Here is a 19,745-nt window from a genome sequence, read left to right on the forward strand (position 1 = left end):
AGCTCCCTACTGAACCGTGAGGTTGCGGCCGGAATTGCCCCAGAAATAGATCGGGTCGTCCTTGTACCAAGGCTCCCAACCGATCGGCACCTTGTACTCCAGCGCCTTGTTCTTGATGGCTCGGTAGGCCTCAAAGCCATCGTTCTCCAGCACAACAAACACCGCTTTTTTCTCCTTGGCCAAACGCTGCATCGTTTGATCCAGCCAACCTTCTTTCTTTTTGAGATCAGCCGCCAGGACCGTCGGCGGACCATTGCGGCGAATCAGGCCATTGGCATGGCTCACGCTCATGCCGATCGGTCCGACTTGGGCCTCGCGCTTCCAGCCATCCAATTCCCGATCACAAGCTTCCTTCTCTGGCGGCAGCAGTTGTTCGCAGCGGTTGACTTCACCCGCCCGCTGCCGGTCGAGCTTCACCATCTGCTCCACCGCAGGTTGCAAATCCCACAGACCCTCCTTCGCTGCTTGCAGCAGCACGAAGTTGCGGGAGCTTTTTTGCTGCATTGGCGCCTGAATGTTCAGGGCACTCGAGGTGGCGAAGATGCCGGTCAAAGAACCAATCAGCGCCATCACCCCCACCACGTTGGAGAGGATGTCCATCAGGCCGTCACTGCTGTCGCTAGTAACTCCTCCGCCACCACGGCGGCTACGGCGTCTCAGCAGGAGGGAACGCTGACCCATTAACCGGCTCCCTCTACTGCGGGCATCCCTACCGGCAGCTGCACTTTCAAGCCAGCCTCGAGGGGCTCATAGCCAATCGAGAGGCGTCGAGCCTCGGCCTTGGAGCGGATGGACTCAAAGTCGCGGAAGGCACTGGGACGCACGCCGATCACCAAGTACTGGGGCTTGGAGTTCTTGGCGATGGCATCGAGGAACTGCTCGAGACCCTGGTCTTTGAGATTCCAAGTCCGGCGCTGTCCTTGGCCGATCACCTCGACCTTGCCGCCGCCCTCACAAAGGATGTAATTCGCTTCTTTGCCTTTTCCTTCTCCCCCCGCGGGGAGCAATTGAATCGCCTGAACGCCGGGCTTGATCTGCAGCGCGCAGATCACAATCAGCAGGGACTGCACGCCAATCGTGGCGGCCATGATGTTGAGGAAGGAGAAGAGATCCACTCCCTCGTCATTCTTTTTTCCCCTGCGGCGCCCCATGAATCAACCCCGGCCAAACCAGCGCCGGCGGGCCGGTTCCAGCCGGGCCACGCTGGCGTTCAGGGTTTCAATCGAGCGGCGCAGTTCCACCAGCGCCTGCACCTGATCCACCCGCTCCGCCTCTGTGTAGCTGCCGGTGGACAGCCGCTCGAGTCGGCTCAACACAGGTTCGAGTGCCCGCAGGGATTGATTGAGCTCCTGGGAGAGACCATCCATGCTGCCCCGGATCACATCCGCTTGGTCCTGCAGGCTCAGCCGCGCCTCGGCCACGCCCTCAACCGAATCACGTACAAGATTGGTGAGCGGGGAGAGCTTCTCCAGCGTCGCCTCCGTCAGCTGATTCGCGTAGGCCTGGGCCGGCTCCACAAGAACCGAAGGATCCGGCAGGTGCTTCTCAAACGCATCACTGATCAACGCACCCAGGTCTTCTGAGGCGAGCCCGGTCAGCTGCTCAATCGCTTCAGCTTGGGGTTGCTGCTTCGTCCCCGTTGCTTCGGGGCCATCGGGGATCTCGCCATCGCCTGTGGGGCTGAGGGCCATCACGGCTTCGCGCACTTCGCCATCGATTTGGCTGAGCAGGCGATCCTCCAGGCGCTCACAGGCATTGAGCGGGAAGGTGAAGATCACCGAGACCACCAGAGCCAAATAGGTGGTGTCGAATGCCGTACCCAGACCCGAGGTCACCTTGGTCAAGCCATTCTTCAAACCATCGACGTTGTCGGCATTGCTGAGCACCGCATCAAAGGAACCAACGGCCGAGGACATCCCGATCACGGTGCCGATGAAGCCCAGCAACGGAATCGCCCAGAGCAGCACTTTCGGCAGACTGAAGCTGGATTGACTCGAGAGCTCATAGAGCTCCACGTCGGAATCGGCCGAGCGCTCCAACTGGAACGAGGAACCGGTACTGCGCCAAACATCCAGCAGCCGCAGCAAACGCTTGCCGACCAGCGAGGCCGAGCGCTCCGCTTGGTTGGTCAAGGCATCGAGGTCGCCACTACGGATCGCCTGGGCAATCGAGAGATCAAAGGCCAGATAGGCCTTCTTCTCGCGTTGAAGGATCCGCCATTTATTGATGATGAAGGCCAGCAACATCCCGCCCATCGCCAGCACGAAGACCTGGGTGGGGCCCCGTTGATGCAGAAAATCGTGGAAGGGCATCCCCTGGGGCGTGGCGATGGCCCAGAGCAAGAAGCCCCCAATCCCGCCCGGCACCAGCCAGCGCAGCAGCTTGGGATCCAGGTCATTGCCCAGGCCCAGGCTGACCGTGGGTGTGGCGGCAACGCTGGTGTTGGTTTGGGTTAAGGGCGGGAAATTAGCGACCACGAGCGGGGACTCAAAGGTTCGGGGAATTCAGGTCAAAGACGGGTCAGGCAGAGCGGGTGTTGTCCCACTCCTGCCACTCGACCTCCACATCACCCACACCAGCGCTGGCCGGGGGCGGGATGCGGGTCAGCAGATCGTTCGGCAAGCCCAGGCGTTGGAACACGGCCTTGCGCTGCTCAACGGGCATTGCTGAGAAGGAGCGGACGACGTCGCGCACCTTGTGCTCGTTGTACACCAGGCCCATCAACTCCTCCTGGTCCTTGGCCTCGAGGGCCTGGAACCAGCGCAGAAATTCATCAACGCGGCTGTTGAGATCAGTGGAACCAGTGGTCATGGGAGAGGCGGATGAGGTGAGAGAGGAGTGCTGCACAGAGCGCTAAGGGCCGTGCACCAAAAAGGGGAGCGGCTGGGTCATTTCGATGAGCGGATGCTGCGCAGGGAATCGAAGGCCTTCTGCACCGCATCGGTGAGCAGGGTGATCACCCGCTTGTCGCGCAGGACCAAGTTGGCCTGAACGCTCTGGCCTGCACTGATCTCGTAGCGATCGCGCCCCTTGGTGAGGTAATCGCGATCGAGACTGATGTAGGCCGGGAAGCGGGGCTGGGGGTTCTGCTGGTCCGGCTCCAGCGGCAAGGTGCCAACGGATTTGAGCTTCCCATCGATCGACCCGAACTGGGTGTAGGGGAAAGCATCGACGCGGACTTGGGCCGCCATTCCCTTGTTCAAGAAGCCCACATCGCGGTTGGTCACATAGACCTTCGCCTCAAGAATCCCGCCCGGAACCACCTTCACCAAGGTCTCGCCAGCCGCCGCGGCGTAGCCCGGGCTTGAGGGGACCAAGCCATAGACCACGCCATCAAGGGGGGCCCGCAGCACCTCTTTGTTCTGGGTGTCCTGAACCTCCACCAGCTGACGCTCCAGATCCGCCAGCTCCCGCAAAGACTCCTGCTTCATCTTCAGCAGCTGGGCTTGCACCTCCTGGAGGTTGGCCCGGGCCTGGGCAATCTCCGATTCCAACTGCTCAACCCGGTTGCGCTGCTGAAGCACCTGCATCCGCTGGATCCCCCCTTCACGCGCCAAGGGAACGATGTTGTTGTAGATCTCCTTTTCAGTGGAGAGGGCACGGCCCAAACCATTCATCCGCTCCCGCAAACTCTGCTCGCGGGACTGGATCGAGCGGCTCTCTTCGTTAAAGCGGGTGGTCTCGAGTTTGAGCTGTTTCTCGAGGGTCTCCGCCCGCTTTTTGGAGACCTCCGCATCGAGGCGAATCAGCGCTTCACCAGAGCTGACCTTCTGGCCTTCCTTCACCAGGATGTCCTTCACGACCCCCGCGAATGGCGCCTTAAGCGGGCGTTCCGCACCGAGGGGCTGCAGCTCCCCTTGGGCCAGCACCACCTCATCAATCTTGGCGAAGCAGGCGAAGACGAAACCAAAGGAGGCGCTGCCAATGATCGTCCAGGCCAAGGCGCGGCTCCAGACCGGTGCCGGACGCAGACGGACCTCCTGAGGGTCCATCGGCCTGACCACCAGGGCCGACATATTGGCCTTCACAAGATTGGACTTCGAGGGGGGCTTCTGATCCATCACTCAAACCTCCTGCTGGTGATACAACGTGGCATAACGACCATCGAGAGCCATCAACTCTTCATGGGTTCCCTGCTCAACAAGGGCTCCTTGATCCATCACCAAGATGTGATCGGCGGCTTTCAAAGAGGCCAGGCGGTGGGTAATAAAGAAGACCGTGCTGCCCTTGTAGAGCTCCATCAAATTGGCCGTCAGACGCCGCTCGGTGTCGACATCCAATGCGCTGGTGGCCTCGTCCAGCACCAGAAGGCGCGGACGCCGCAGGATCATCCGAGCAATGGCCAAGCGTTGACGCTGGCCGCCGCTTAGGCCTGCACCCCGCTCACCTACGGAGCTGCTGTAGCCCGACGGCATCGCCTGGACAAAATCGTGAGCGCAAGCCACCTGGGCGGCCAGAACCACCTCTTCGAAGGAGGCATCGGGACGGGTCAGGGCAATGTTGGAGAGGATCGTGCCGTCAAACAGCAGGCTGTCCTGCGGCACCACACCGATTTGAGCACGCAGGGAATAGAGGTCCACCTTGCTGATGTCGTTGCCATCAATGCGAATCAGGCCCTCTTCCGGTTCATACAAACGGGTGAGCAATTTGAGCATTGTGCTCTTGCCCGAGCCCGAGCTGCCGACGACCCCCACAAAGGAGCCGGGGGGAATGTCGCAACTGACATTGCTGAGCTGAAGTTTGCCCTGCTCGGCAAAGCGGAAGCTGACGCCGGAGTACTCAACCTGGCCGACGATCGGCGGGATCGGTGGTTTCTGCTCTCCAGTGATTTCCAGCTCCTGGGGGTGATCGACGATGTCCGCCAGGCGCTCCAGCGACAGGGCGGTTTCCTGGAAGTTCTGCCAGAGGTTGGCCATCCGCAGCAGCGGGCTGGTGACATAGCCCGCCAGGATCCGGAAGGCGATCAGCTGACCCAGGGTCATCTGACCTTTGAGCACCAGCGAGGCACCGATCCAGAGGACGATCAGACCGGAGAGTTGCTCCAGGAACTGACTGGCCGATCCGGCTGCCGTGCTGGTGACGACGTTGCGGAAGCCCGACTGGATCTGTCCGCCGTAGAGCTGTTGCCAGCGCCAACGGCTATGGATCTCCATGCTTTGGCCCTTGATCGTCTCCATCCCGCCGAGGGTTTCCACCAGATGGCTCTGGACCCGTGAATTGGCTTCGGCCTGCTCCCGCAGCTGCTTACGGATGATGGGTGCCGTCAGGGCGGTTAAGCCGACAAACAGCGGCACCACCGCCAGGGCCCAGAAGGTGAGTTGCACGGAATAGAGCAACATCACCGCGATGTAGATCACCGCGAAGACCGCATCCAAGATCACCGTCAGGGCCGTGCCGGTAAGGAAGCGTCGGATCTTCTCCAGTTCATTCAGGCGGCTGCTGACTTCACCCACCGGGCGGTCGGCGAAATAGCCCAGGGGCAGCCGCAACAGGTGATCGATGATCGTCGATCCCAGGCTGATGTCGATTCGATTGGTGGTGTCGGAGAAGAGATAGGTGCGCAGGGACGAGAGCACCGCCTGGGCCAAAGCCATCGCCACCAGCAGCGTGCCCAGCACGTTCAAGGTGCTGACGTTGCCCTGGCTGATCACCGCATCAATGATCTGCTGAATCAGCAGCGGGTTGAGCAAGCCAAACAGCTGCACAAAAAAGCTGGCGATCAGCACCTGAACCAGCACGCCCTTGTGCTGCTTGAGAGCCGGCAGGAACCAAGCCAGACCAAAGCGCTTTTTGGGGGTCTTGTGGCTGCGCTCAATGCAGAGCACCGGCAGGTTGCCCTCCTCATCGCGCCCCTCCAGGGCACTGATCGCTACCGGGCCCTGGCCCGAGGCGGGATCACTGATCAGGACTTGCCCGGCCATGTCGCTGGCCCAGATCACCACCGGACCACTGCCGCCCATCACCAAGGCTGGAAGCTGCAAGCGCGGGATCTGGGCGTCATTCACGCTCAGCTGCGAAGCGCGCAGCCCCATCAAATCGGCAATGGCCGCCAGCTGCAGCAGGCCAATGCCCGCTCCGGTGGTGTCCCGCTGGATCTGGTCTTCGAGGATCCGGGTCAGCACGTCCTTGCGGAAGGGCAGATCGAAGTAACGCGCCAGCATCCGCAGCGCCGCCATCGGCCCCTCCACAGGCCCCTCGCCGCTGAGATGGGGGAAGGTGCCGTCATCCCCCAGGCGGCCGTACCAGTCCTCAAGAGCCTCCTGTTGACGCTCCACAGCGACGATCGCGGCGGAGCTTTCCTGCCAGTCGGGCTCCAGGAGTTCAGCTTCAGTGGGCTCGGCCTCTTCCTCGCCGGCCTCCGGGGCCAGCACCATCACCGGTGGCCGCTCCATCGGCGGCGTGGCGCCCCCCTTGGCCAGCAAACGGGCGGGCAGCTTGCCCTTCACCGTCAGCTTCAGCGGGCCCAGGAGTTCTTCACCGGGGTTCGCCCCGGCCACATTGCTGCTGCTGACGAGCCAGGGCCCCCAGCTGGAGCCGAATTGATGCTCACCCGGGGGCAACAGCAACACCTGCTGCTCACCCGCCGCCTCTTCCAGTTGATTGCTAGCCCAGTCACGAAGGTCCCGGCGCTCGGGCAGCCGCGGCGCTGGGCTCGAAGACGCGACGGCGAACAACTCCTCGAGACTGGGCTGGGCCAAGGCCAACTGCAGTGGCGGGTGCTCCATCACCACCTGCAGGAAGACCGCCTGGGGCATCAGCCAGAGCTGGCTCGGCTGGGAGGCGGCCAAAGCCTGGCCCGTCACACCCCGCAAGAGTCCGATGTCGCCTGCTGTGTCACCCGGGGAAAGCCGGCGCAGCGTGAAAGGAACGTCCTGCTCATCGAGCGCCAACAGGCGCATCTGCCCCTTGGCCAGCAGGGCCACACCCGGCGGCAGAGCGTTGTAGTCGTACAGCTTCTGCCCCGGCCTCAGCTGGAGCGCTTGCAAGGACTCAGCAATGCGCGCCTGAGAGCTCTTCGGCAGCTTGGAGAAGGGCTCCCAGCTACTGACCAACCGCAATGCAAGGGTCAGCTGCATTCAGTGGCTGAGTACTCCGAAAAAACTATCAGAACGTGGGGCTACACCTGGCCGCCTGGGCTACCAACAGCAGACGATCTCAGCGATCTGCACGAAGCGAAATCATGCAGGTTTTGCATAAGTCCCCGATTACTTGGCCGGCGTAGCGCGCATCTGCTCCTGGAGCCACTGATCACCGAGCTCCAAAGCCAGGTCCCGGCGGTAGCCCTGGTTGAACACCGCTGGCTGCAGCTCATCCAGGCGAAGCAGCACCCAGCCCCCCTCCGCCGGACGCGGAGGCCAGATGTGGCCGGGCTTACTCACCCGCAGCAACTCACTGAGAGCCTCAGGGAGCTGGCCCAAGGGCGTCGGTCCCTGCTTCCCCGTTGGCAGTTGCCCCGTCACGCCAGGCAAGGTGCACCAGAGCTGCTCAAAACTGTTTTCCCGCTCTGAGAGCTGAAGAAAGAGCTCCTGGGCCATCGCCTCGTCCTCGACCCAGATCAGGGAATAGACCACCTGATCGAGTTGGCTCTTGCGCTTCAAAAACAAAGTGGAGGCCTGAGCTCGGAAGCGCTTCTCGCAGAGAAACTGCCAGCGCAGTTGCCGCTCAGCTAAGGCTTTGAGGTCCTCTTCGGAGAGGCCGTAGGACTGAATCCAGCGTTGGGCCTCGGCCTGGGTCTTCAATCCCTGGCGCTGCAGCCAGATGGGGATTGCCTGCTCCTGTTGCTCCGGAGTGAGGCCAGGCTCCTTGGCCAGCAAGGCATCGCGAGTGAGCTCCCGCTGGACCAAAGCGCCATAGCCCCAAGCCGCCAGCTGCTGCTGCGACTTTTGATCGATCACGGTCGAACCCGAAGGTGTCCTTTAACGGTAATTAAGCCGCCAGATAGGCGTGCATCTCCTCGGAGCGGCGGCGCAGCTCTTCGTGGGCCTTGCGCTCGAGGCTGCGGGCACGGTCGCGGCTCATCTCAAGCGCACGGGCAATGGAGCTCAGGCTCATGGGCTCCTCAACATCGATGCCGTAGCGCATCTTCAGCACGCGGCCCTGCAGGTCCGGCAGCTGGTCCAAGAGTCCCCGCATGTCCATGCGCAGGCACTCCCCATCCACCAGCTCTGACGGCTGGGTGCCATCGGCGGCCAGCAGATCCAGCAGCTCCGTGTCATCGCCGTCGCCCACCTTCGTCTCCAGGCTCACGGGCTGGCGCGCGCGGCAGAGCAGGTCCTTCACCTCCTCCTCAGGAAGGTCCACAAACTCGGCCAGCTCCGTCACCGTCGGCGTGCGGCCCAGCTCCTGGCTCAGCTCACGCTGCCCCTTCTTGAGCTTGTTCAGCGTCTCGGTGATGTGGATCGGCAGCCGGATCGTTCGGCTCTTCTCAGCAATCGCCCGCGTGATCCCCTGGCGGATCCACCAGTAGGCATAAGTCGAAAACTTGTAGCCCCGGGTCGGGTCGAACTTTTCAACACCCCGCACCAAGCCAATCGTTCCCTCCTGGATCAGGTCCAGAAGCTCCATGTTCCGCTTGGTGTACTTCTTCGCCACGCTCACCACCAACCTCAAGTTGGCGGCCACCATCCGCTCCTTGGCCCGCTGACCACTCCTCAGGCGCTTCTTGAGCTGAACCTGCGTCAGACCCGCTTCCTTCGCCAGCACCGCAGGCGAAGGCTTCTCCACACCCTCACGGCTCGCGAGTTCCTGCTCCAGCTCCTCCAGCGCCACCAGCTCTTGGACCTGGCGACCCAAGGTGATCTCCTGCTCGTGGGTCAGCAGCGGCACCCGGCCGATATCCCGCAGATACGAGCGCACCAGGTCCGTTCCACCGGCCAGCGCGGTGTCGCGGACAGCACGAAGGATCGGAACAGAGGGCATCAGCGAAAACGAATTACGAAACCCAGGTGTTTCGTAAAGCTGTTGCGGAACCGTATCACTTTTTTCTGATGAGCAAAATGCTTTTGGGCACAGCGCTGAGATGGCCGCCGAACGACTGCAAAAGCTGATTGCCCAGGCGGGGGTCTGCTCCAGGCGCCGCGCCGAGGAGCTGCTCAGGGACGGCCGCGTCACGGTCAATGGCCAGCGGGCCCAGCTGGGGGACAAGGCCGATCCCAACAGCGATGCCATCAGCCTCGATGGCCAGCCCCTCCGCGCCTCCGCCGAACCGATGGTGCTGCTGCTGAACAAACCCGCCGGGGTCCTCAGCAGTTGCTTTGACCCCGAAGGCCGGCCGATCGTGCTCGACCTGCTGCCGCCCGAGCTGGCCCGGGGCCAAGGACTGCACCCGGTCGGGCGCCTGGACTTTGAGAGCCGCGGCGCCCTGCTGCTCAGCAACGACGGGGCCCTCACCCTCCAGCTGACCCATCCGCGCTATGCCCACAGCAAGACCTACCGGGTCTGGGTGCAGGGACAACCCAGCCAACGGGTGCTGGATCAATGGGCCCGCGGCGTCAGTCTCGATGGCCTGCCCTCCCAACCGGTGCAGGTCAGAAGCCTCAGCAGCGAACAGGGCCGGACCCTGCTGGAGCTGGTCATGGGCGAAGGGAAAAACCGTCAGATCCGCCGCACGGCCGAGCTTCTGGGCCACCACGTCCTCGATCTGCAGCGCATCGCCATCGGCCCGATTCATCTCGGAGCACTTCCAGAGGGTCGCTGGAGACGAATAAACGACCAAGAATGGGAATAAGAAGCTGATCGGCCGGAATGCCTCGGTTCGCCCTGTCCATCCCAGGTCTGGCCCGTTTGATGGGCCGGGGTAACAGCGGCGGCGATGCCAGCCCTGACAGCCCTGAGGTGGAAGACCCCTTGCTGGAGGTCGGCCGGCGGCTCAAGAGCGAACGGGAATCCCGGGGCCTGAACCTGCGGCAAATGGCCCTGGAGACCAAGATCAGCACCCCCGTGCTCGAGGCGCTGGAGCGGGGTTGGCGCGATCGCCTGCCGGAGGGGGCCTACCTCAAGTCGATGCTGCCGCTGCTGGAGGAGTACCTCAACCTGCCCGGCGGAAGCCTGGCCGCAGCACTCCCACCGGAGAGCGAGAACGCCGCGGCCAACGCCAATCGTCTGCAGCGCTTCACCCCGGGCTCGATCGATGTCTTCAGCAGCTGGCAGGGAACGGTTCTCTACGGGGCCGTCACCCTGGGGCTGATCTACGGCCTGAACCTGCAGCAGCGCCAACTTGCCGCGGCCAACCTGCTGACCCTCAATCCGATCCCTGCCCTCAAACCGAGCGAGCAGGCCAAGGCGGTCCAAGCCGGAGACAACCTGCTGGTGGCCTATCCCGATCTACGCCCCCTCGAGCGCGCCCAGCGCGGCAGCAGTCAAAGCGCCCTGCGCCAACCACTACCGGCCCCCGAAGGCCCGGGGGTTCTGGAGCTGAACCTCAGTCAGGCCAGTTCCCTCAACCTCAGCAGTGATGGCGGACAACGCAGCCAGCTGAGCGGCAGCAAGGGACAGCTGGTGCTGCAGCTGCAGCCGCCCCTGCGCCTCTCCGTCTCACCGGCCCCGAAAACCGGCGAGGTGATCTGGAACGGCAAGCCCCTGGCGGCCCTGCCCAAACAGCCAGAGCAGTTTCAAGTGCCGGCTCCTCAGCCGCCGCGCCCGTAGCGCCGAGCCAACTCGGCGTAGCCCTGCAGTGGACCCTCCAGCGAAGCAATCGACTGGCCCAGGCGCCATTGCCAATTGCCCTCCGTCGTCCCCGGGGTGTTGAAGCGGGCCTCATCCCCCAGGTGCAGCAGATCCTGCAGCGGCACCAAGGCCCATCCGGCGCTGGTGGCCAGGGCCAACTCCAACAGCTGCCAACCCGGGGCATGAACCGGGCCGGTCAGGGCCTCCACCTGGGCCCGTTGCTCAGCGCTCAGCTGCTGCCACCAACCGATACAGGTGGCGTTGTCATGGGTGCCGGTGTAGACGACCCAGCGCTCTCCCTCGATGTTGCTGGGGAGATAGGGGTTTCCTGGATTGCCATCGAAGGCGAACTGCAGGATCTTCATCCCTGGCAGGGCGAAGCGATCGCGGAGGGCCTCCACCTCAGGCGTGATCACCCCCAGGTCCTCGGCAATCAAGGGCAGCGGAGCTTGCAACAGGCGCAGCAGGCTGGCTCCAGGGGTGCGCTTCCACACCCCCCGCTCCGCGGTGTCATCACCACCCGGAACGATCCAGGCGGCCTCCAGGGCCCGGAAGTGATCAATCCTCAGCAGATCAACCACCTGCAGCTGCCGCCGCAGACGCCGCCTCCACCAGCGGAAACGACTCAGGCGATGCAGGGGCCAGCAGTAAACCGGCGTTCCCCAGAGCTGGCCGGTCTCAGAGAAGTAATCCGGCGGCACACCGCTCTGCTGAAGCAGGTGTCCGGAGCGATCCAGCGAGAACAGGCGGCGGTGGCTCCAGACATCGGCGCTGTCATGAGCCACATAAAAAGGGATGTCACCGATCACCTGCACCCCGCGGTAGCGGGCGTGATCCAGCACCGCCTGCCACTGCTGCTGCAGCTGCCACTGGAGCAAGGCCTCCTGCAGCAAGGACGGCCCATGCTCCTGATCGAAGGCCTTCAGGGCCGATCGCTTGCGGCCGGCCAATGCTGCAGGCCAGGACCACCAGGGCTGGCCCCCATGGAGCTGCCGCAGCACGACAAAGCGGCAGTGATCCACAAGCCAATAGCGCTGCTGAACGCGCCAGGCCGCAAAGGCCTGCTGGGTGGGCTCGTCCCAGCTTGGGTAGTTCTGCAGGAGCGCGTCTGCCAGGGCTGCGGAGCGGCGCTTAGCAAGATCAAAGTCCAGTCGCCCGGGCTGCCCTCCAGCCGGGATGGCGCTGAGGTCCTGCTGCGGGAGCAGGCCGGCCTGCACCAGGGCATCGGCATCCAAACACCAGGGGTTCAGGGCGAAGGCGCTGGGGGCGCTGTAGGGGGAGCCCAGGCCGTCGGTGGGGGCCAGGGGCAGCACCTGCCAGGCCTGGATGCCCTGGCTGGCGAGGGCATCGACCCACTGATGGGCAGCGGCCCCAAAGGTCCCGCAGGCCGGTGTGCCCGGCAGCGCCGTGACGTGCAGCAGGACCCCAGCGCGCCTCATGGGTTGGGGAGCTCGTAGCGGCTGATGATCCGCTGGGCAAAAGCGGGGATATGGGCCTCCACCTTCTCGGGGTGATTGCGCCGCAGCCAGAGGGCATTGCGGGTGAAGTGCGAATCAATCGAGAAGCGGCCGTACTCCAGGCCCTGGGGTCCAAAGCGCCCGACGAAGCAGCCAATGATGTTGGCCAGCCAGATCGGCAGCTTCAGCGCCTTGTCGTAGGCCTCGATGCCCTGCTGCACGGCCGCCTGGCGTTGACCGCGACTGGTCACCGGAGCCACATCCAGTTCCGCCTCCACCAAGTCCAGCAACTGCTGACCGCGGGGGTTGCGCACCGTGAGCCATTGCCGGCCAAACGTCGCCCCCATGTAGCCAACCACCAGGTCCGCACCGGCGTTGGTGTAGTCAAAGCAGCTCAGACAGCTCGGCGCGAAGACGTTTTTGAGCTTGGGCGTATCCAGCCCGAAGAAGGGAACCGTCTCCTCGCGGCCATCGCTGTGGCGGAAGTGGATCCGGAAGTCCTGCATGAACTCGTAGTGGACCACGGTCTCCGGGGAGCTGACCGTGGTCTCCAGGAAGGTCTGAAGCCCCTCGCGCGAAACGTTGTCAGTGCAGGGAAGCCCCAGCACATAGAGCTGATCGAGGGGCAGGGTGGACTCCACCGCCCGCAGGGCCTGGATCTGGCAGCCCACACCGATGGCCAGCAGCTTGCGGATGCCACTGCCGGGGAGCTGCTCCAGTACCTCCAGGTTGGGGGAGAGGGTCGGCTTGTTCACCCGGGCACTCAGCACCTCCTCTGGGGTGCGGGCCAGCCGTGGCACCGGAGTGAAGCGATCGTCCTCGCTTTGCCCCACGCAGAGCACGGCATCCACTAGCCCGCTCTCGAGGGCCAGGACGCCAATGCGGCTGGCGATTCCGGTCCACTGGGCGCCGGCGATGGGCTGCTGCAAACGGGCGGTGAGCATCCGCTGCTGCACACCGAAATAGAGCTCGTCCTCGTTCTCCAGGTCGCGGCTGCGGCCATGGGCCGCGGTCTCCATCGCCTCAAAGCGCTGGTTCAAAAAGGCGCAGCTGTCCTTGACATAGGCCACCCAGCGGCTGTCGCAGAGACCGCATTGGCTGCAGAGGTCCCTCGCTGGATAGGTGCTGCCTTTCGCCAGGGGCCGGGCCCTGTCATGGGGCAGCGAGGAGCCTGGAGATGAAGCAGCGAGGGACAACGACTTGGCCGGGCGAGGCCACAACCTATCTGGCGTGAGCGCAACAACGGCGTCAGCCCCAGGCGACCTACGTCAAAGTGGTGCGTCTTTGAACGCCGCCCGTCCATGGCCACCGCTGGGAATCGCCCGCAGCGCAGTGCTCGCCAACGGGCCGCGATTCGCCTCCTGGCCGCCGGCGCGGGGATCGTCGCGGGCCTGGGTGCCCTGAGCCTGGTCTGGCCCCTGCAGGACCACTCCGCCAAAGAAGACGGTCCTCCCAGCGCCGAGGCCCTCGCCGAACAACCGAGCCAGCCCCTGAACGTGCTGCTGATTGGCTCCGATGCCGACCGTCAGGGGGCCATTTCCAACGGAGCCGCCCCGGCTGGCCCCGCCAACAGCGATGCCCTGCTGCTGGTGCATGTCGATCCCAACGGCCCAGTTCAGGTGATGAACCTTCCGATCGAAGGGGCCGTTCGCTTACCCGGTGACGCCACGCCGGTGCCCCTCGGCAGCCTCTACCGCCGCGGGGGGGCAGCCCTCGTGGCCAGCGCCAGCGCGGAACTGCTGGGTCTGGCCGATGGAGCGCCCGAGCGTTATGTGGTCATCCCCCGCACGGCCCTGCGGGAGCTGGTGGATGGGATGGGACGGCTGGAGCTGGCGCCGGATCGGGCGATGGCCTACACGGATCAAAGCCAGAAGCTCACCATCGCCCTGCAGGGGGGCCTGCAGCAGCTCAATGGCACCCAGGTGGAGCAGTACCTGCGCTTCAGGGACCCGATCAATGGTGAGGAGCGCCGGCGTGATCGCCAAGAGCAGGCCATCGCCACCCTGCTGCGGCAGATGGGTCAGGCCGCCCAGCTCAAGCGCCTGCCCTCCCTGATTGCCGAACTGCGGCCCCAGGTGGACACGAACCTCACGCCCCAGGAGGTGCTGAGCCTGATGGCGGTGGCCCTGCAGCCGGGGCAATCCGTGCAGTTCCAGAGCCTCAGCCTGCGGCCGGCCCTCAATGCAAAGGCATCGATGCGGGAGCTGGAGGAGCAGCGGCTGCAACCGCGCTGGCCGTAATCAGGCGCAGGCGCAACTCCGCAAGGGCCTCTGGGTCCGCCGGCGAGGACGGCAGGTGCCCCAACCAGGGCAGGCCTTCGGCGCGGCGCTCCGCCGGTCTCCAGTCCCCGCCCCACTGGATCATCCCGACCAGGGGAACCCGGTAGTGGCGGAGCAGTGCCCAGTGGCTGCGGGCTAGGCCGGCGGCACGGTCCGCCTCACTGCAGAGCAAGCAGGTGGGTAGGCGCCAGGCGCCCAGCAGTTCCGCCCAGCACTCCACTGCGCCCAGGGGCTGCGCGGGATCGATGTCCAAGGGCTGGAGCCAGCCTGGCGCTTCTGCGCTGAGGGCCAGCAGGGACGCTTGAGGATCCCGCTGATCGCTGTCCCAGGAATGCATTAGCCGACATCCCGTGAGGTCCGCCAAGGCGGAGGCCGAGATGCCCATGCGCCCCCCTGGAGCCACCAAACAGACCCCTGAGGCAGCGCTGGAGTTCGAGCGATTCATGAAGGGATCGGGCTCCAGGGTGCTGACCGCGTGCCGGGCGGCTTCTACGATCAGGGTTCTACCGTCCAGCCAGCGGCCCCGTGACCAGTTTCCTGACCGCAGAACGGGTCGATCAGGCAAGCATGGGCCATGACACCAAGCGCCTGCGGCTGTTCAGCGGCACCTCAAACCAGGCCCTGGCTCGAGAGATCGGTGCCTACCTCGGGGTCCCGGATGGCCCGCGGGTCATCAAACGCTTTGCCGATGGCGAGCTCTACATCCAGATCCAGGAATCGATCCGAGGCTGCGACGTCTTCCTGATCCAACCGACCTGCGCTCCGGTGAACGATCACCTGATGGAGCTGCTGGTGATGGTGGATGCCTGCAAACGGGCCTCCGCCCGCCAGATCACAGCTGTGATCCCTTACTACGGCTACGCCCGGGCTGACCGGAAAACCGCGGGCCGCGAGTCGATCACCGCCAAATTGGTGGCCAACCTGCTGGCCAAGTCCGGTGTGGATCGAGTGCTGGCGATGGACCTGCACTCCGCCCAGATCCAGGGCTACTTCGACATTCCCTGCGACCACATCTATGGGTCCCCGGTGCTGGTGGACTATCTGCGCGGCCGCGACCTGGGCGATGTGGTGGTGGTCTCCCCCGACGTCGGTGGCGTGGCCCGGGCCCGGGCCTTCGCCAAGCAGCTCAATGACGCACCCCTGGCGATCATCGACAAGCGCCGCTCCGGCCACAACGTGGCTGAAAGCCTGACGGTCATTGGTGATGTGGCCGGCAAGACCGCGATCGTGATCGACGACATGATCGACACCGGCGGCACGATCTGCGCTGGCGCGCGCCTGCTGCGTCAGAACGGAGCGACCCAGGTGCTGGCCTGCGCGACCCATGCGGTCTTCTCTCCACCGGCGGTGGAACGTCTCTCCGAGCCCGGCCTGTTCGAGGAGGTGATCGTCACCAACTCCATCCCCCTGAGCGAAGACCGCCGCTTCCCCCAGCTGCAGGTGCTCTCAGTGGCCAACATGCTCGGTGAGGCGATCTGGCGCATCCACGACGAGAGCTCCGTTAGCTCAATGTTCCGGTGAAGCGCAGGCTGGCCCTTGCCGTCAGCCTGGTGCTCTCAGGTCTGTTGGCCTCCATCGCCGTTGAGGCGAAAGAACCAGAGCCCCGGCGGATTGGGGTCTGGCTCACCAACAGCCCAAGCCCGCTGTATTACTCCAAACAGCGGATTCAGGAAGCTGTCGAAGAGCTCAGCGTGGCTGGCTTCAACACCCTTTACCCCAACGTCTGGAGCCGCGGCACCACCTTCCACCGCAGTCGCTGGGCGCCCATGGAGCCCGCCCTGCTGCAGAGCAACCCCAACATCGATCCGATTTGCCGCTTCACCGAAGCCGCCCACCGGCGCGGCCTGCGGGTGATCCCCTGGTTTGAGTACGGCCTGATGGAGCCGGCGGATGCCGCGGTCGTGCGGCAAAACCCGGAGTGGGTGTTGCAGAACAGCTCCGGCATCAGCACGGTCTCGATGCATGGCAAGGAGATGGTCTGGCTCAACCCGGCCCACCCCGGGGTCAAGGAACGGTTCCTGGGGCTGATCGGCGAGATCGTCCAGCGCTGCAAGGTCGATGGCATTCAGCTCGATGACCACTTCGCCTGGCCGGTCGAGCTGGGCTACGACCCCTACACCCGAGCGCTCTACCGCCAGGAGACCGGGCAAGAACCGCCCGAGCTGCACACCGATCGGGCCTGGATGAACTGGAGACGGCGTCAACTCACGGGGCTGCTGCGGGAGCTGCGCCGCACCCTGAAAGACAGCGGCCTGGGGAGCCCCTACGTCAGCCTCTCCCCCGGCCCCTTCCGGTTTGCCTACAACCATTGGCTCCAGGACTGGGAGATCTGGGCCCTGGGCGGCCTGATCGATGAGCTGGTGGTGCAGAACTACGCCTATTCCCTCAGGGGGTTTGAGAAGGATCTGCAACAACCTGCCCTGACCAAGGCCAGCAGTTGGGGCATCCCGGTGGAGATCGGCATCCTTGCGGGCTTTGGCGGACGCACGACGGAGTTCCCCGACCTGAGCGAACGGGTGAAATTGGCCATCGCCCGCGGCCACGGCGTCATCTACTTCTATTGGGAGGGGCTGTGGGGAGCCCACGCCGGCCCCGAAGGCGGAGCGCTACGGCGCGAAGGGCTGAAGCGGCTCCACCAGTCCCTGCCCTAGGCCGGCTGCAGGCACTGATCCACCACCTCGCGGCTATTCGGGGACAGCGGCGCCTCGGACAACTGCTTCAACGCTTCGCGCATGCGCTCTGAGCGCTCTGGGCCATAGCTCTGCCAGCGGCTGAAGACCTTCGCCATCCGCGAGGCGGTAATCGGATTGCGTTGATCCACAGCCGCAATCTGCTCGGCCATGAAGCGATAGCCGCGGCCATCGGCCCGGTGGAACTGGCTGACGTTGCCGGCAAAACCGCCCAGGACCGCCCGCAGGGAATTCGGTGCCGCCGGGTCGAAGCGCGGGTGTTCCAGCAACTGCTGCACCCGGGCCACCCCATCGCCAAAGGGGGTGGCGGCCTCCAGGCCAAACCAGGCATCAAGGATCACGGGCTTGTCCTGCCAGCGGTCGTGGAAGGCCTGGAGTGCCGCGCTGCGCTCCGGACTCTCAATGGACTGCAGGGCCCGCAGGCCAGCGCGGGCCAGCGTCATCGACGGCCCCGACACCGCCTCGGCGGCCTCGGCGCGGATGGCCGCATCCCCAGCGGCGACCCGCCAACTCCAGACAGTGGCGGTGAGGTCCCGGTCGCCCACACCCTCCGGCCAGCTCTTTTGCCATTGGTTGCGGCAGGAGGCCAAGACCGCCTCCAGGGGATCCTTGAGCTCGTCCCCAAAGCGAGCACGCAGGGCCAAGGCCGCCTCAAACAAGGCCGGCGGATCCACCTGGCCCTGTTGAGCGAGGGCCGCATCCTCCAGCTCCGGCAGGCCAGGGAAGGCCATCAAGGCACTGCGGTAGGAATCGCCCAGGTCTCCCTCCAGCAGGATTCGCTCAAAGGCGGCCACCAGGCCTTCTTCCAGCTCATCGTTGATCGAACCGGCCGCCCGCTCCAGCAGGGCCTGACGCAACAACACCTGGCCGGCATCCCAGCGGGAGAAGGACTCGCTGTCGCAGGCCAGCAGGTGGAGAAGCTCGTTGGTGGGGCGCTCCATCGCGATGCGAACCGGGGCTGAGAAGCCGCGGGGCAGTGACACCGCCGGTGGATGGGAGTGGGCCTCCAGCCCGACAAACAGCAGCGACTGCTCTTCGCGATCGATCACAAACAGGCGGCTGGCGCTGCCCCAGGCAGCGGGCAGTTGCGCGGCGGCCACGTCCTGGGCGTGCTCTCCCGGCAACTGCAGTGGCAGCGGATCGCCGCCCTGGCCCACCAGGCCCAGCACCAGGGGAATCACGACTGATTCCTTCTGGAGTTGGCCCGGAGTGGCGGGGGTGGACTGGCGAATCGTCAGCTGCAGGGTGCCGGCATCACCATCCCAGTGGCGCTCGATCTGCAGCTGGGGTGTTCCGGCCTGGCTATACCAACGCCTGAACTGCTGAAAATCAAACCGGGGCAGGTCGCCAGCCGTCTTCGCAGCATCCTCCATGGCCTGCACAAAGTCCTGGCAGGTGGCGGCGGTGCCGTCATGACGGCTCACATAGAGAGCCATGCCACGCATGAACGTCTCCTCCCCCAACAGGGTGTGCAGAACACGGATGACCTCCGCGCCCTTCTCGTAGATCGTCGTTGTGTAGAAGTTGTCGATGGCCTGGTAGTGATCCGGCTGGATCGGATGGGCCGTCGGACCGGCGTCCTCGCGGAACTGGGTGTTGCGCAGCAGCGCCACGTCTTCAATGCGCTTGACCTCGGGGGAATGCAGGTCTGCCGTGAAGCTGGCATCGCGGAAGACCGTCAGTCCCTCCTTCAGCGAGAGCTGGAACCAGTCCCGGCAGGTGATGCGGTTCCCCGTCCAGTTGTGGAAGTACTCGTGGCCAATGACGCTTTCGATGCGCTCCAGCTCGCCGTCGGTGGCGGTCTCCGCGTCCGCCAGGACCAACTTGGAATTGAAGATATTGAGACTCTTGTTCTCCATCGCGCCCATGTTGAAGTGGCGCACCGCAACGAGATTGAACTCGTCGAGGTCATATTCCAAGCCATAGCGACGCTCATCCCAGGCCATCGAGCGCTTCAGTGACGCCATCGCGTGGGCCGTGAAGCCCGCATCTCCAGGCTCGACGTGAATCCGCAGTTGAACCGTTCGGCCGCTGCAGGTCACGAATTGATCGCGCACCTCCTCCAGGGCACCCGCCACCAGGGCGAACAAATAGGAGGGCTTGGGGAAGGGGTCATCCCAGACGGCGTAGTGACGGTCGGGTTCGCCCGCAAGCGGACCGGTCTCCAGGCAGTTTCCGTTCGAGAGCAGCACAGGGCAGCTGGCCAGGTCCGCTTCGATGCGCACCCGAAAGCGGCTGAGCAGATCCGGGCGATCCGGGTGGAAGGTGATCCGCCGAAAGCCCTCGGCCTCGCATTGGGTGGTGAAGAGGCCGCCGCTGACGTACAGCCCTTCCAGGCTGGTGTTGGTCTGGGGCTGAATCTTGACCCGCGTTCGCAGCCGGCAGGCCTCTGTCGGTGGCTTGAGCAACACCAACTTGCTGCTCTCCAGGCGATAGGTCTCTGGCGCCAGGGGCTGGCCGTCGAGCTCAATCGAGAGCAGCTCGAGTTGTTCCCCCAAGAACTCCCAGGAAGCCGCATCCGCTGCAGCTCCTGCGGGAACCAGCTGGAACTCCGCCTCGACGACGGCATGATCGGCGTGGAGCTGGAACAGCAGCTCGGTGTGCTCGATCGTGAACGGGGCCGGGCGGTAGTCAGCGAGGCGAACGGTGGCCAT

17 protein-coding genes are annotated in these 19,745 nt (G+C 64.6%); 5 read left to right on the forward strand and 12 right to left on the reverse strand.

What is annotated here, in order from left to right:
* Window positions 1-6: 6 nt before the first annotated feature.
* The 8 genes from LY254_RS04130 to LY254_RS04165 form a co-directional block, all read right to left on the reverse strand.
* On the reverse strand, window positions 7-681 hold the full coding sequence (locus tag LY254_RS04130) for a hypothetical protein (RefSeq protein WP_247479096.1): 675 nt from the start codon (window positions 679-681) through the stop codon (window positions 7-9).
* On the reverse strand, window positions 681-1,151 hold the full coding sequence (locus LY254_RS04135; RefSeq protein WP_247479097.1) for a hypothetical protein: 471 nt from the start codon (window positions 1,149-1,151) through the stop codon (window positions 681-683). The genes LY254_RS04130 and LY254_RS04135 overlap by 1 nt, the downstream gene beginning before the upstream one ends.
* A gap of 3 nt (window positions 1,152-1,154) precedes the next feature.
* Window positions 1,155-2,477: a MotA/TolQ/ExbB proton channel family protein gene (locus tag LY254_RS04140; RefSeq protein WP_247479098.1), complete on the reverse strand. Its 1,323-nt coding sequence runs from the start codon at window positions 2,475-2,477 to the stop codon at window positions 1,155-1,157.
* A gap of 43 nt (window positions 2,478-2,520) precedes the next feature.
* Window positions 2,521-2,811, reverse strand: a complete 291-nt coding sequence (locus LY254_RS04145) for a hypothetical protein (RefSeq protein WP_247479100.1) — start codon at window positions 2,809-2,811, stop codon at window positions 2,521-2,523.
* A 77-nt stretch (window positions 2,812-2,888) separates the two neighbouring features.
* Window positions 2,889-4,061: an HlyD family efflux transporter periplasmic adaptor subunit gene (locus LY254_RS04150; protein ID WP_247479108.1), complete on the reverse strand. Its 1,173-nt coding sequence runs from the start codon at window positions 4,059-4,061 to the stop codon at window positions 2,889-2,891.
* A 3-nt stretch (window positions 4,062-4,064) separates the two neighbouring features.
* Window positions 4,065-7,076 (reverse strand): peptidase domain-containing ABC transporter, encoded by a 3,012-nt coding sequence (locus tag LY254_RS04155; RefSeq protein ID WP_247479110.1) that lies wholly within the window; start codon window positions 7,074-7,076, stop codon window positions 4,065-4,067.
* 129 nt (window positions 7,077-7,205) lie between these two features.
* Entirely contained in the window at window positions 7,206-7,895 is a 690-nt protein-coding gene (locus LY254_RS04160; protein ID WP_247479111.1) for a peptidylprolyl isomerase, read from the reverse strand.
* A 31-nt stretch (window positions 7,896-7,926) separates the two neighbouring features.
* Window positions 7,927-8,919 carry an RpoD/SigA family RNA polymerase sigma factor gene (locus LY254_RS04165; RefSeq protein ID WP_247479112.1) on the reverse strand — a complete coding sequence of 331 codons (993 nt, stop codon included), beginning with the start codon at window positions 8,917-8,919 and terminating at the stop codon, window positions 7,927-7,929.
* A 100-nt stretch (window positions 8,920-9,019) separates the two neighbouring features.
* Between LY254_RS04165 and LY254_RS04170 the strand changes: the two genes are divergently transcribed.
* Window positions 9,020-9,727: a pseudouridine synthase gene (locus LY254_RS04170; protein WP_247479113.1), complete on the forward strand. Its 708-nt coding sequence runs from the start codon at window positions 9,020-9,022 to the stop codon at window positions 9,725-9,727.
* A gap of 17 nt (window positions 9,728-9,744) precedes the next feature.
* Window positions 9,745-10,644 (forward strand): RodZ family helix-turn-helix domain-containing protein, encoded by a 900-nt coding sequence (locus LY254_RS04175; protein ID WP_247479114.1) that lies wholly within the window; start codon window positions 9,745-9,747, stop codon window positions 10,642-10,644.
* Here the strand turns inward: LY254_RS04175 and malQ are convergent.
* The gene (malQ, locus tag LY254_RS04180; protein WP_247479115.1) at window positions 10,626-12,104 is read right to left on the reverse strand and encodes a 4-alpha-glucanotransferase; all 1,479 of its coding nucleotides are present in this window, start codon (window positions 12,102-12,104) and stop codon (window positions 10,626-10,628) included. The genes LY254_RS04175 and malQ overlap by 19 nt on opposite strands.
* The gene (locus tag LY254_RS04185; protein ID WP_247479116.1) at window positions 12,101-13,318 is read right to left on the reverse strand and encodes a Coenzyme F420 hydrogenase/dehydrogenase, beta subunit C-terminal domain; all 1,218 of its coding nucleotides are present in this window, start codon (window positions 13,316-13,318) and stop codon (window positions 12,101-12,103) included. Before LY254_RS04185 ends, malQ begins: the two co-directional genes overlap by 4 nt.
* Before the next feature lie 105 nt (window positions 13,319-13,423).
* Here LY254_RS04185 and LY254_RS04190 point away from each other — a divergent pair, with 105 nt between their 5' ends.
* Complete coding sequence (locus LY254_RS04190; RefSeq protein ID WP_247479117.1) at window positions 13,424-14,362, forward strand: LCP family protein; 939 nt, start codon at window positions 13,424-13,426, stop codon at window positions 14,360-14,362.
* Here the strand turns inward: LY254_RS04190 and LY254_RS04195 are convergent.
* Window positions 14,301-14,846 carry a hypothetical protein gene (locus LY254_RS04195; protein ID WP_247479118.1) on the reverse strand — a complete coding sequence of 182 codons (546 nt, stop codon included), beginning with the start codon at window positions 14,844-14,846 and terminating at the stop codon, window positions 14,301-14,303. The two genes, LY254_RS04190 and LY254_RS04195, sit on opposite strands and share 62 nt — an antisense overlap.
* A gap of 80 nt (window positions 14,847-14,926) precedes the next feature.
* On the opposite strand from LY254_RS04195, the gene LY254_RS04200 reads away from it, so the two are divergent.
* The gene (locus LY254_RS04200) at window positions 14,927-15,922 is read left to right on the forward strand and encodes a ribose-phosphate pyrophosphokinase (RefSeq protein WP_010317880.1); all 996 of its coding nucleotides are present in this window, start codon (window positions 14,927-14,929) and stop codon (window positions 15,920-15,922) included.
* Window positions 15,919-17,052, forward strand: a complete 1,134-nt coding sequence (locus LY254_RS04205; protein WP_247479119.1) for a glycoside hydrolase family 10 protein — start codon at window positions 15,919-15,921, stop codon at window positions 17,050-17,052. Before LY254_RS04200 ends, LY254_RS04205 begins: the two co-directional genes overlap by 4 nt.
* On the opposite strand, the gene pepN is transcribed toward LY254_RS04205, so the two are convergent.
* On the reverse strand, window positions 17,049-19,745 hold the full coding sequence (pepN, locus tag LY254_RS04210) for an aminopeptidase N (RefSeq protein ID WP_247479121.1): 2,697 nt from the start codon (window positions 19,743-19,745) through the stop codon (window positions 17,049-17,051). The two genes, LY254_RS04205 and pepN, sit on opposite strands and share 4 nt — an antisense overlap.

The organism is Synechococcus sp. NB0720_010 (genome assembly GCF_023078835.1).
Classification (GTDB): domain Bacteria; phylum Cyanobacteriota; class Cyanobacteriia; order PCC-6307; family Cyanobiaceae; genus Vulcanococcus.